Source organism: Roseivivax sp. CAU 1761, from assembly GCF_054482755.1.
This window is the reverse complement of record NZ_JBTLRM010000003.1, coordinates 87,489-100,189: the sequence shown is the minus strand read 5'-3', so window position 1 is coordinate 100,189 and position 12,701 is coordinate 87,489. Positions and strand designations below refer to the sequence as shown.

9 protein-coding genes and 1 riboswitch are annotated in these 12,701 nt (G+C 70.9%); all 9 genes read left to right on the top strand.

Translation table 11 applies throughout. From position 1 onward, the window contains the following. Nucleotides 1-20: 20 nt before the first annotated feature. The 9 genes from ACXYMW_RS03430 to ACXYMW_RS03390 all read left to right on the top strand — a co-directional run bounded on the left by ACXYMW_RS03430 (nucleotide 21) and on the right by ACXYMW_RS03390 (nucleotide 12,653). Nucleotides 21-2,402, top strand: a complete 2,382-nt coding sequence (locus tag ACXYMW_RS03430; RefSeq protein ID WP_459033888.1) for an ATP-dependent helicase — start codon at nucleotides 21-23, stop codon at nucleotides 2,400-2,402. A gap of 250 nt (nucleotides 2,403-2,652) precedes the next feature. After that, nucleotides 2,653-2,730, top strand: a riboswitch (SAM riboswitch). An 82-nt stretch (nucleotides 2,731-2,812) separates the two neighbouring features. Continuing rightward, on the top strand, nucleotides 2,813-3,991 hold the full coding sequence (metZ, locus tag ACXYMW_RS03425; protein WP_459033887.1) for an O-succinylhomoserine sulfhydrylase: 1,179 nt from the start codon (nucleotides 2,813-2,815) through the stop codon (nucleotides 3,989-3,991). A 98-nt stretch (nucleotides 3,992-4,089) separates the two neighbouring features. Next, nucleotides 4,090-5,202 (top strand): GTP cyclohydrolase FolE2, encoded by a 1,113-nt coding sequence (gene folE2 / locus ACXYMW_RS03420; RefSeq protein ID WP_459033886.1) that lies wholly within the window; start codon nucleotides 4,090-4,092, stop codon nucleotides 5,200-5,202. A gap of 142 nt (nucleotides 5,203-5,344) precedes the next feature. Next, entirely contained in the window at nucleotides 5,345-6,793 is a 1,449-nt protein-coding gene (locus ACXYMW_RS03415) for a TrkH family potassium uptake protein (RefSeq protein WP_459033885.1), read from the top strand. Nucleotides 6,794-6,885: 92 nt separating this feature from the next. Beyond that, the gene (locus ACXYMW_RS03410) at nucleotides 6,886-8,028 is read left to right on the top strand and encodes an MlaE family ABC transporter permease (RefSeq protein WP_459033884.1); all 1,143 of its coding nucleotides are present in this window, start codon (nucleotides 6,886-6,888) and stop codon (nucleotides 8,026-8,028) included. Next, a complete protein-coding gene (locus ACXYMW_RS03405; protein ID WP_459033883.1) occupies nucleotides 8,028-8,804 on the top strand; it encodes an ABC transporter ATP-binding protein in 777 nt (258 codons plus the stop codon). Before ACXYMW_RS03410 ends, ACXYMW_RS03405 begins: the two co-directional genes overlap by 1 nt. Nucleotides 8,805-8,807: 3 nt before the next feature. Continuing rightward, nucleotides 8,808-10,787 (top strand): MlaD family protein, encoded by a 1,980-nt coding sequence (locus ACXYMW_RS03400; RefSeq protein ID WP_459033882.1) that lies wholly within the window; start codon nucleotides 8,808-8,810, stop codon nucleotides 10,785-10,787. Between the two features lie 8 nt (nucleotides 10,788-10,795). Continuing rightward, complete coding sequence (locus ACXYMW_RS03395; RefSeq protein WP_459033881.1) at nucleotides 10,796-11,410, top strand: ABC-type transport auxiliary lipoprotein family protein; 615 nt, start codon at nucleotides 10,796-10,798, stop codon at nucleotides 11,408-11,410. Nucleotides 11,411-11,690: 280 nt separating this feature from the next. After that, nucleotides 11,691-12,653, top strand: a complete 963-nt coding sequence (locus tag ACXYMW_RS03390) for a TAXI family TRAP transporter solute-binding subunit (protein ID WP_459033880.1) — start codon at nucleotides 11,691-11,693, stop codon at nucleotides 12,651-12,653. Nucleotides 12,654-12,701: the final 48 nt, after the last annotated feature.

Below are 12,701 nucleotides of genomic sequence, written 5' to 3'. Positions count from 1 at the left end.
CCGCCCTGTATCAAGGCGCCATGAGCGGATTTGACGACGAGATGGACGCGTTCGAGGGGGCCTCGCTGTCGGCGCGGGCGATGGCGGCGCGGCCCGCGCCCTACCTCGATGCGCTGAACCCGGCGCAGCGGCGGGCGGTCGAGACCCTGGACGGCCCGGTGCTGATGCTGGCCGGCGCCGGCACCGGCAAGACCAAGGCGCTGACCGCGCGAATCGTCCACCTGATGAGTACCGGCCGGGCCCGGCCGAACGAGATCCTCGCCGTCACCTTCACCAACAAGGCGGCGCGCGAGATGAAGCTGCGGGTCGGGCGCATGCTGGGCGAGACCGTCGAGGGCATGCCCTGGCTCGGCACCTTCCACGCCATCTGCGTCAAGCTGCTGCGCCGCCATGCCGAGCTGGCCGGGCTGAAGTCGAACTTCACCATCCTCGACATGGACGACCAGCTGCGGCTCCTAAAGCAGCTGATCGCCGCCGCCGGCATCGACGAGAAGCGCTGGCCGGCGCGCCAGCTCGCCTCGGTGATCGACGGCTGGAAGAACCGCGCCGTCACCCCCGACAAGGTGCCGGCGGCCGATGCCGGGGCCTACAACCACCAGGGCCCGCGGCTCTATGCCGAGTACCAGGCGCGGCTGCGCGAGCTCAATGCCTGCGATTTCGGCGACCTGCTGCTGCACATGGTGACGATCTTCCAGCGCCATGACGACGTGCTCGAGCTCTATCGGCGCCGCTTCCGCTACATCCTGGTCGACGAGTACCAGGACACCAACGTGGCGCAGTATCTCTGGCTGCGGCTCCTGGCGGGCGGCCACCGCAACATCTGCTGCGTCGGCGACGACGACCAGTCGATCTACGGCTGGCGCGGCGCCGAGGTCGGCAACATCCTGCGCTTCGAGACCGATTTTCCGGGCGCCGAGGTGGTGCGGCTGGAGCAGAACTACCGCTCCACCCCGCATATCCTGGCCGCCGCCTCGGGGGTCATCGCCGGCAATCAGGGGCGGCTGGGCAAGACGCTTTGGACCGAGGCCGAGAGCGGCGAGAAGGTGCGCCTGATCGGCCATTGGGACGGTGAGGAGGAGGCGCGCTGGGTCGGCGAGGAGATCGAGGCGATGCAGGGCGGCACCCGCGGCATGCGGCCCTACAGCCTCGACGACATGGCGATCCTGGTGCGCGCGGCGCACCAGATGCGCGCCTTCGAGGACCGTTTCCTGACCATCGGACTGCCCTACCGGGTGATCGGCGGGCCGCGCTTCTACGAGCGCATGGAGATCCGCGACGCCATGGCCTATTTCCGCCTGGTGGTCAGCCCCGAGGACGACCTGGCCTTCGAGCGCGTCGTCAACACGCCGAAGCGCGGCCTGGGCGACAAGGCGCAGCAGACCCTCCAGCGCGCCGCGCGCGAGCACGGGGTGCCGCTGGTCGAGGGCGCCCGGATCGCCGTCTCGGAAGGGCTGATCAAGGGCAAGGGCGGCGCGGCGCTGAAGACGCTGGTCGAGGATCTGGCGCGCTGGGGACGGATGACCGGCGATGCCGATCTCAGCCATGTCGAGCTGGCGCAGATCGTGCTGGACGAATCGGGCTACACGGCGATGTGGCAGAACGACAAGACGCCGGAGGCGCCGGGGCGGCTCGAGAACCTCAAGGAGCTGGTCAAGGCGCTGGAGGGGTTCGAGAACCTGCCGGGCTTCCTCGAGCATGTCAGCCTGGTGATGGACAACGAGAGCGACGATGGCGGCGCCAAGGTGTCGATCATGACGCTGCACGCCGCCAAGGGGCTGGAATTTCCCGCGGTGTTCCTGCCGGGCTGGGAGGACGGGCTGTTCCCGTCGCAGCGCTCGATGGACGAGAGCGGCCTCAAGGGGCTCGAGGAGGAGCGCCGGCTGGCCTATGTCGGCATCACCCGGGCCGAGGAGGTCTGCACGATCTCCTTTGCCGGCAACCGCCGGGTCTTCGGGCAATGGCAGAGCCAGCTGCCCTCGCGCTTCATCGACGAGTTGCCCGAGGCGCATGTCGAGGTGCTGACGCCGCCCGGGCTCTATGGCGGCGGCTACGGCGCCGCCGGCATGGCCGCGTCGGCCTCGCCGGAGATCATGGCGCGCCAGCAGAGCGACCTGCACGACCGCGCGGCGCGCGCCGACGTCTACAATTCGCCGGGCTGGAAGCGGCTGCAGGCGCGGGCCGGGGAACGCCCGCTGAGCCAGCCGCGCGAGAGCCGCGCCCAGGTCATCGATCTCGAGGCGGTGGCGGCCTATGTCATCGGCGAGCGGGTGTTCCACCAGAAGTTCGGCTACGGCGCGGTGACCGGCATCGAGGGCGACAAGGTCGAGGTCGATTTCGAGAAGGCCGGGCCGAAGAAGGTGGTGGCGCGCTTCATCTGCGCCGCCGACGACGTGCCGTTCTGACCGGGCCGACGGGGCGGGGCCGCGGCCCGGCGCTCCCGATCCGGCCGGCCTGATCCGGCGGGGCGCCGGCCCGGGCGGGCCGGCGCGCAGCATGTCTCGGCGCCGGCCTGCGGCCTCTGCCTCGGGCCGCGCGGCCCCGCGCCTCGGGTCCTGTGGTGGGGAACCCGTCGCCCCGGGCGGCGGGGCGGGGCGATCGGCGCCCGCCCAGCCGCCGCCGCGCCCCTTGACCACGCGTCGCTTTGGCCTTACCGGGCGGCATCGTGGTGCTTTGTTGCCGGATTGCGGGCCACGTAAAACATTCCGCTAAAGAGGTCGGACGGAAGAGCCCCTTTCGCTTGGCCCCCGGCGGTCCCGCGGACGGGGCTTTTTGCATGGGGCGACGCGGGCCGGACGGCCCCTGGAGGCGAGACATGGCGGAACTGGGCAAGCGCACGAAACTGGTCCATGGCGGCAGCAAGCGGTCGCAATGGGGCGAGCTCAGCGAGGCGATCTTCTTGACCCAGGGCTTCGCCTATGACAGCGCCGCGCAGGCCGAGGCGCGGTTCGTCGAGGCCGGCCCCGACGAGTACATCTATGCCCGCTACGGCAACCCCACGGTGCGCATGTTCGAGGAGCGCATCGCGCTTCTCGAGGGCGCCGAGGACGCCTTCGCCACCGCCTCGGGCATGGCGGCGGTGAACGGCGCGCTGGTCTCGATGCTGAAGGCCGGCGACCACGTGGTGGCGGCGCGGGCGCTGTTCGGCTCCTGCCTCTACATCCTCGAGGAGATCCTGCCGCGATTCGGCGTCGAGGTGACGCTGGTCGACGGCGCCGATCTGGGCGCCTGGGAGGCGGCGATCCGCGACGACACCCGGGCGGTGTTCTTCGAATCGATGGCCAATCCGACGCTGGAGCTGGTCGACATCCGGGGCGTGGCGCGGCTGGCCCATGCCAAGGGGGCGCTGGTGGTGGTCGACAACGTCTTCTCGACCCCGGTCTATTCCCGCGCCGTGGACGACGGCGCCGACGTCATCGTCTATTCCGCCACCAAGCATATCGACGGCCAGGGCCGGACGCTGGGCGGGGTGATCCTCGGCAGCCGGGACTTCATCCGCAAGACCGTCGAGCCCTACATGAAGCATACCGGCGGCTCGATGAGCCCGTTCACCGCCTGGGTGCTGCTGAAGGGGATGGAGACGCTCGACCTCCGGGTGCGCGCCCAGACCGCCACGGCGGGGCTTCTGGCGGAGCGCCTGGCGGGGCACGAGAAGCTCGCCTCGGTGGTCTATCCCGGCCGCGACGACCACCCGCAGCACGCCCTCGTCATGCAGCAGATGGGGGCCGGCGGCACCATGCTGGCCTTCGACATCGCCGGCGGCAAGGCGGCGGCGTTCCGGTTCATGGACGCGCTCGAGATCGTGCTGATCTCCAACAATCTGGGCGATGCCAAGTCGATCGCCACCCATCCCGCCACCACCACGCATTCGCGGCTGAGCCCCGAGAGCCGCGCCGCGCTGGGCATCGGCGACGGGCTGATCCGGCTCTCCGTCGGGCTCGAGGATCCCGAGGACCTGGCGGCCGACCTTCTCGCCGCGCTCGCGGCGGTGTGACCGGACGCCGCGCATCCTAATCGACTTATCCGGATGTGGCAGTTGGCATACGTGGCGAACTGCATATGTTAGGGGCGCACTTCGCGGAGGGGTTCGAGATGAACGTCCACATTCCCGAGATCGACCGGCAGCCGAGCGAGGCCGAGGCGCGCGCCGCGCTGGCGGTGCTGCGCAACTGGGCCGGGACGGCGCAGGATGCCGAGATCGCGGCGCTCGACCCGGCCGTGGCGGGGCTCCTGCCCGGGGCCGGAAGCGGCGCCGGCGCGGCCTATCCGGTGCTGAGCCGGGCCTACGATTCGGATTTCCTGGTCGATGCGCCCTACCGCGCCACCCTGCCGGATCTGCAGAACGGCCCGGCCTCGCTGATCCGCGGCGCCCGGCGGCGCATCCAGCATGTGGGCATCTCGAATTTCCGCCTGCCGATCCGCTACCGCTCGCGCGATGCCGGCGACGTGACGCTCGAGACCTCGGTGACCGGGACGGTGAGCCTCGAGGCGGACAAGAAGGGCATCAACATGTCCCGGATCATCCGCTCCTTCTACCGCCATGCCGAGAAGAGCTTCAGCTTCGAGACGATCGAGGCGGCGCTCGACGATTACAAGAGCGACCTCGAGGCCTTCGACGCGCGCATCGTGATGCGGCTGCGCTTCCCGGTGGCGGTCGACAGCCTGCGCTCGGGGCTGAGCGGCTACCAGTATTACGACATCGCGCTGGAACTGGTCGACGTGGCCGGCACCCGCCGCAAGGTCATGCATCTCGACTACGTCTATTCCTCGACCTGCCCGTGCTCGCTGGAACTCTCCGAACATGCGCGGCGCGAACGCGGCGTGCTGGCGACGCCGCATTCGCAGCGCTCGGTGGCGCGGGTCTCGGTGGAGCTCGACGAGGCCGGCGGCTGTCTGTGGTTCGAGGATCTGATCGGGCTCTGCCGGGCGGCGGTGCCGACCGAGACCCAGGTGATGGTCAAGCGCGAGGACGAACAGGCCTTCGCCGAGCTCAACGCGGCGCATCCGATCTTCGTCGAGGACGCCGCCCGCCTCTTCGCCGAGGCGCTCGAGGGCGATGCCCGGATCGGCGATTACCGCGTGGTGGCGAGCCACCAGGAAAGCCTGCATTCGCACGACGCCGTCTCGGTGCTGACCCGCGGTGCGCTGTTCGAGGCCGACAGCCTCGACCCGCAGCTCTTCGCCACGCTGATCCACCGGGGCTGAGCCGCCCGCCCCGGCGGGCGCCGCCCGGGAGCGGTCGACCCGCGCGCCGGCCCGAATCGGGCCGCGCGGCCGGGCCTGCCGGTGCGGTGTGCGGCGGGCCGCCGCTTGACTATGCCGCGTCGGCGCGCCAACGCTCGCCGGCATGTTCGATCTGCGCCCCGTCGCCTATGTCATCGGCCTTCTCGTGGCCTGCCTGGGGCTCACCATGCTCCTGCCGATGCTCGTCGACATCGCCGAGGGGCGCGGCGAATGGACGGTCTTCGCCGAGAGCGCGATCATCACCCTGCTGGCCGGCGGCCTGATCTCGCTGGCCACCGCCAACGCGGTGCGCGAGCGCATGACGCTGCAGCAGACCTTCCTGCTCACCACCTCGGTCTGGGTGGTGCTGCCGTTCTTCGGCGCCATCCCCTTCGTGCTCGGCGCCACCGAGGCGCGCGCGGTCGACGCCTATTTCGAGGCCATGTCGGGCCTGACCACCACCGGCTCCACGGTCTTCACCGGGCTCGACGCGCTGCCCAAGGGCATCCTGCTCTGGCGCGGTCTGCTGCAATGGCTGGGCGGCATCGGCATCATCGTCGTGGCCATGGTCTTCCTGCCGGAGCTGCGGGTCGGCGGCATGCAGATCTTCCGCACCGAGGCCTTCGACACGATGGGCAAGATCCTGCCCCGAGCGACGCAGATCTCGGCCCAGATCTCCACCATCTACATCTCCCTCACGCTGGTCTGCGCGATCGCCTACATCGCCACCGGGATGGATGCCTTCGACGCCTCGGTGCACGCGCTGACCACCATCTCGACCGGCGGCTTCTCGAGCTACGACGCCTCGTTCGGCATGTTCTCGGGACCGGCGGAATACGTGGCCTCGGTCTTCATGATCCTCGCCGCGCTGCCCTTCGTGCGCTACGTGCAGCTCGTCAACGGCAACCAGCGGGCATTGTTCGCCGACAGCCAGGTGCGGGTCTTCCTGCTGATCATCGCGGTGCTGGTGGCGGTCGCCGTGGCGATCCTCGTCACCGTCTTCCCGCACCAGCCCGAGCAGGCGGTGCGCGAGGCGCTGTTCAACATCACCTCGATCATCACCGGCACCGGCTATGCCAGCGTCGATTACATGGGCTGGGGGCCGGTCCTGGTGGCGATGTTCTTCTTCATCGGCCTGATCGGCGGCTGCGCCGGCTCCACCGCCTGCTCGGTCAAGGTCTTCCGCTACCAGATCCTCTTTGCCTCGATCCGCACCCAGCTGCGCCGCATCCGCGCCCCGCACGGCATCTTCACGCCGCGCTATGACGGGCGGCCGATCGATCACGACGTGCTGTCCTCGGTGATGTCGTTCTTCATGTTCTTCGTGCTCACGCTCGGGCTCTTCGCGGTGGCGCTGGGCATGACCGGGCTGGATTTCATCACCGCGGTGTCGGGCGCCGCTTCGGCGCTCGGCAATATCGGGCCCGGGCTCGGCCCGGAGATCGGCCCGGCGGGCAATTTCAAGTTTCTCAACGACACCGCGAAATGGCTGCTGATCCTGGCCATGCTGATGGGACGGCTGGAGCTGATGGCGGTGCTGGTGCTGTTCACCGTCCGGTTCTGGCGCGACTGAACCGGCCGCTTGTGGCATTTCCGCGCCGCGCCGCGGCGCGCGGGCGGCGGCGCCCTTGCACGCGGCGCGGATTGGCCGCTTTTTAGGCCGAGATGTCCGAGCCCGCCGCATTCCAGATCCACCGCGCCGACGAGACGGGCGGCCTCACCCTGCGGCTCGCGGGGCGGCTCACCGTGGCCGAGCTGGCCCGGGCCGAGGCGGCGCTGGCGGCCGCGGGCGCGGGGCAGGCAGCGGCGCTCGATCTCGCCGGGCTGGAGCGGCTCGACACGGCGGGGGCCTGGGCGCTGCTGCGGCTCGCCGAGCCGCCGGCCGGAGCCGGGACCGGGCCGGCCCTGACCGGGGCCGCGCCGGGCATGGCACAGCTGCTCGAGACGGTGCGGCGGGCCCGTCCGGTCGCCGCGGCGGATGCCGGCGCCGGGCCGCCGCGGCGCGCCCGCGGGACCGCTTGGATGGCGGCCTTTTGGGGTTTGATCGCCGCCGCCGGGCGCTTCGGCGCGGAGCTCCTGGCGATGCTCGGCCTCATCCTCGCGCGGCTCGCCCGGGCGCTGGTCCGCCCGCGCGAGTTCCGCCTGACCGCGCTGGTCCATCACTGCGAGGCAGTGGGTCTGCAGGCGGTGCCGATCGTCGCGCTGCTGGCCTTCCTGATCGGCGTGGTGCTGGCCTTCCAGGGCGCCACGCAGCTGCGCCAGTTCGGCGCCGAGGTCTTCGTCGTCGACCTGATCGCGGTGTCGATCCTGCGTGAGCTCGGCGTGCTGCTGACCTCGATCATCGTCGCCGGGCGCACCGCCTCGGCCTATTGCGCGGCGATCGGGTCGATGAAGATGCGCGAGGAGATCGATGCCATGCGCACGCTGGGGCTGGACCCCGCGGCGCTGCTCTTCGTGCCGCGGGTGCTGGCGCTGCTGGTGACGCTGCCGATCCTGGCGCTGATCGCCAACCTGGCGGGGCTCCTGGGCGGCGGGCTGATGTCCTGGCTGGAGCTCGGCATCTCCCCGGCGATGTTTTTGACGCGGCTGCAGGAGGGCACCGATCTCGGCCACCTGATCGCCGGCTTCGCCAAGGCGCCGGTCTTCGCGATCATCATCGGCGTGGTGGGCTGCGATGCCGGCATGCGGGTGCGCGGCAATGCCGAGAGCCTCGGCCGGCAGACCTCAGCCGCGGTGGTGACGGCGATCTTCGCGGTGATCGTCGCCGACGCGCTGTTCTCGATCTTCTTCGCCGAGCTGGGGATCTGATGGCGCGCGAGGCGGTGATCCAGGTGCGCGGGCTGCACACCCAGTTCGGCGACCAGGTCGTGCATCACGACCTCGACCTCGACGTCTATCGCGGCGAGATCCTCGGCGTGGTGGGCGGCTCGGGCACCGGCAAGTCGGTGCTGCTGCGCACCATCTGCGCGCTCAACCGCCCCCAGGCCGGGCGCATCGAGGTGCTGGGCGCCGAGGTCACCGGCGACGGCGTCGCGGCACGCGCCGCGCTCGAGGGCCGGGTCGGGGTGATGTTCCAGGACGGCGCGCTGTTCTCCTCGCTCACCGTGCGCGAGAATGTCGAGGTGCCGCTCCGCCGCGTGCGCGACCTTTCCCCGGCCATCCGCGCGGCGCTGGCCGATCTGAAGATCGCGCTCGCCGGCCTGCCGCCATCGGCCGGCGACAAGTATCCCGCGGAGCTCTCGGGCGGCATGCGCAAGCGCGCCGGGCTCGCCCGGGCGCTGGCGCTCGACCCCGAAGTGCTGCTGCTCGACGAGCCCACCGCCGGGCTCGACCCGATCGGCGCGGCCGATTTCGACCGGCTCATTCATGGACTTGGCCGGGCGCTGGGGCTAACCGTGTTCCTGGTCACGCACGACCTCGACACGCTGCATGCGGTCTGCGACAGGATCGCCGTGCTGGCCGATCGCCACGTGCTGGTCACCGGCACCATGCAGGAGATGCTTTCGGTGGATCACCCCTGGGTGCACGATTATTTCCACGGCCCCCGTGCGCGCGCGGCGCAGGCCGCGCCCGGGCAGGGCTGAGCCGTGGAGACGCGGGCGAACCACGTTCTGATCGGCGCCTTCGCGCTTGCCGGGCTGCTCGGCATCCTGGGGCTGTTCCTGTGGTTCGCGCGGGTCGAGCTGGACCGCCAGTTCGCCTATTACGACATCCGCTTCGACAGCGTCTCGGGGCTTTCCAACGCCTCGGACGTGCGCTTTGCCGGGCTGCCGGTCGGGCAGGTGGCCGAGGTCCGGCTGGCGCCCGAACGCGACGGCACGGTGCTGGTGCGCGTCGAGGTCGACGCCGCGACCCCGGTGCGGGTCGGCAGCGAGGCCACGATCGAGGCCCAGGGCGTGACCGGGGTCTCCTATGTCGGCATCTCGGCGGGCGATCCCGGTGCGCCGCTGCTGGCCGAGGTCGCGGCCGAGCCGGTGCCGGAGATCCCCTCCGGCCGCTCGGTGCTGCAGGCCTTGTCCGAGGATGCGCCGACGCTGCTCGCGGAGACGCTCGACACGGTGCGCGGCATCAACCAGATCGTGACGCCCGAGAACCGCGACCGCATCGGCACCATCCTGCGCAACGTCGAGGCGGCTTCGGGCGACTTCTCGGCGGTGCTGTCGGATTTCTCGGCGATCACCGACGAGGTGTCGAGCTTCGCGCGCCAGATCGACCGCTTCAACACCACGCTGGAAAGCCTGACCGAGGATTTCTCGGTCGCGCTGGTGCGCGCCGACGAGGCGCTGGTGGCGATCCGCGACCTGGCCGAGGACGGGCAGGGGCTGGTCCGGCGCAGCGGCCGCACGCTCGACCTGACCGACACCGCGATGGCCAGCGCCGGGCGCTATCTCGAGGAGGATCTGCCGGCGCTGACCTCGGACATGCAGCGCAGCGTCGCGCGGCTGTCGCGCGAGATGACGACGCTGACGCGGCAGGCCGAGGGCGTGCTCGACACCTTCGACGGCGCCGGGGCGGCGGCGCTGGCGCGCTTCGAGGAGGCCGAGCCGGTGATCGCCGAGACCCTGGCGCTGATCGACGACATCGACCGGATGACCGCGGTGGTGCAGGATGCGGCGGAGGATTTCGACTTCCTGGTCGAGGGCGAGGGCACGGCGCTGGTGGTCGAGACCCGGGCGGTGATGCAGGACGCCGCGGTGGCGCTGGCCGCAATCGCCGAGGTCGCCGAGGAGGACCTGCCGGCGATCATCGCCGATATCCGCGCGGTGACCGAGATGGCCAGCCGGACCATGGAAGAGGTCTCGCGCGACGTGACCGAGGCCACCGCCGGGCTGGCCGGGCTGACCGAGCGCGCCGGCGGGGCGATCGACGATCTGAGCGGCCGCGCCGGGCGCGCGGTCGATGACCTGAACGCCCGGATCGGCCAGGCGGTGGACGCGGTCACGGGCCAGGTCACCGCCTCGGTGGCGGCGGTGGAGGCCGATCTCGACGCCTCGCTCGGCCGGCTCACTGGCAGCGCCGAGGGCGCGGTGGCGGAGCTCCAGGGCGAGGTCGAGACCATGCTGCGGGTCGCCACCGGCACCTTCGCCAACGCCAATTTCACCCTCGCCGCGATCAATTCGGCGCTGGCCACCGGCGAGCGGACGCTTGAGGCGGCGGAGACCGTCTTCGACAAGGCCGGTCCGGTGCTCGACGGGGCGGCGCGCGCCGTCGAGGGGGCCGACCGGGTGATCAACGAGGATGTCGCGGCGATCACCGGCGACCTCCGCGCGGCTTTGGGCAATCTCGACGCCGCGCTGGCGCAGGTCTCCGACGACCTGCCGGCGGTGACCGGCGATCTGCGCGCCGCGGCGCGCGAGGCCGGGGCGCTGTTCGGCGACCTGCGTGGACTGGTGGCCGAGACCGGCGGACCGCTCGGCGCCTTCGCCTCCGGCGGGCTGCCGCAATTCACCGCCCTGGCCGCCGAGGCGCGCGACCTGATCGCCAATCTCGAGAAGCTGACCCAGCGCATCGCCCGCGATCCGGCGCGCTTCCTGCTCGGCAACGATCCCCCGGCCTTCAGACGATGAGGTTCTCCATGCTGCGCTCCGCCCTCCGCCTCACCGCCGGCCTCGCCGCCGCGGCGCTGCTCTCGGCCTGTTCGGCGCTGTCGGCGCTGGAGGGCGCGGCGACGCCGCTCGACGTCTACGAGCTGCGCGCCCCGGCGGAGCTGCCCACCGCGCCGCGGCGCAACCTGCAGGTCACGGTGGAGCTGCCCACCACCACCGGGGCGCTGGAGACCGACCGGGTGATGGTCCGCCCGGGGCCCCTGGCGGCGCAGTATCTCGACGATGCGCGCTGGAGCGAGGACGTACCGATCATGGTGCAATCGCTGATGCTGCGCAGCCTGCAGCGCACCGGCGCCTTCGCCTATGTCGGCCGCACGCCGCTCGGCGTGGCGGGCGACGTGGCGCTGGTCACCGACGTGCTGGATTTCCAGGCCGAGAGCCGGGGCGAGGCGGCGGAGGTGCGGCTGGCGCTGCGCGTCGAGGCGGTGCGCGAGGCCGACGTGGCGATCCTCGGCAGCCGCCTGTTCCAGGCCACCGCGCCGGCGCGCGGCACCTCCACGCCGGAGCTGATGGCGGCCTTCGACGCGGCGGCGCAGCGTCTCCTGGGCGAGATCGCCGGCTGGGCGGTGACGGTGCTGCGCTGAGGCGCTCTGCGCCATCCGCTTGAAACCTCAGGCAATTGCCGTTCCGAAAGCGGGCAAACCCGTCGCTTGATCGGTTTCCCTGTGCCGTCTACGCTCTAGCTACAGGCGCGGGGGCAACGACCCCCAGGATGGTCCGCGATGCGACCGACCCGACGGGAGCCCCGAGCGATCGCCGGGCGTGCCAGTGGCGCGCCGGCGGGTTGCGGATCCCGGCATTGCGCCCGCTTGCGGGGCAGGGTCGGCCCGGGCGGGCCGGGACAACCTGATCTGGGAGACATCGATGTATCATTACCGAACGGCAGCTTTGATTGCGGGGCTGATGGCCGGCACATCCGCTGCGGCGCAGGACTTCATCACCATCGGGACCGGCGGCCAGACCGGCGTCTATTACGTGGTGGGCCAGTCCATCTGCCGTCTCGTCAACCGGGGCACCGAAGAGCACAACCTGCAATGCACCGCGCCCTCGACCGGCGGCTCGGTGGCCAACATCAACGCCATCAAGTCGGGCGACCAGACCATGGGCGTGGCCCAGTCCGACCAGCAATATTACGGCTTCAACGGCGAACAGAGCTTCGACGAACCCTTCGAGAAGCTGCGCGCGGTGTTCTCGGTGCATCCCGAGCCCTTCACCGTGGTGGCGCGCGCCGACAGCGGCATCGAGACCTTCGACGATCTCAAGGGCAAGCGCGTCAACATCGGCAACCCGGGCTCCGGCCAGCGCGCCACCATGGACGTGGTGATGGAAGCCGCCGGCATGTCGCCGTCGGACTTCTCGCTCGCCTCCGAGCTCAAGGCGACCGAGCAGGCGCAGGCGCTTTGCGACAACAAGATCGACGCCTTCGTCTATCAGGTCGGCCATCCCAACGGTTCGATCCAGGAGGCGTTCTCGTCCTGCGAGGCGACCTTCGTCGACGTCGAGGGCGACTACATCGACCAGCTGATCGCCGACAACGACTTCTATGCCGAGGCGACGATCCCGTCGGCGCTCTACGAGGGCGTCGAGGACGACACCGCGACCTTCGGCGTGCGCGCCACCTTCGTGACCTCCGAGGACGTGCCCGAGGACACCGTCTACCAGGTCGTGAAGGCGGTGTTCGACAATTTCGACCGCTTCAAGCGGCTGCACCCGGCCTTCGGCAACCTGAGCCCGGAAGAGATGGTCTCGGCCGGTCTCTCGGCGCCGCTCCATGCCGGCGCCGAGAAGTACTACCAGGAGCAGGGCTGGCTCGACGGCGGCTCCTGATCCTCGCGACGATCCGGCGGCCCCGCAGCGCGCGGGGCCGCCGCTTTG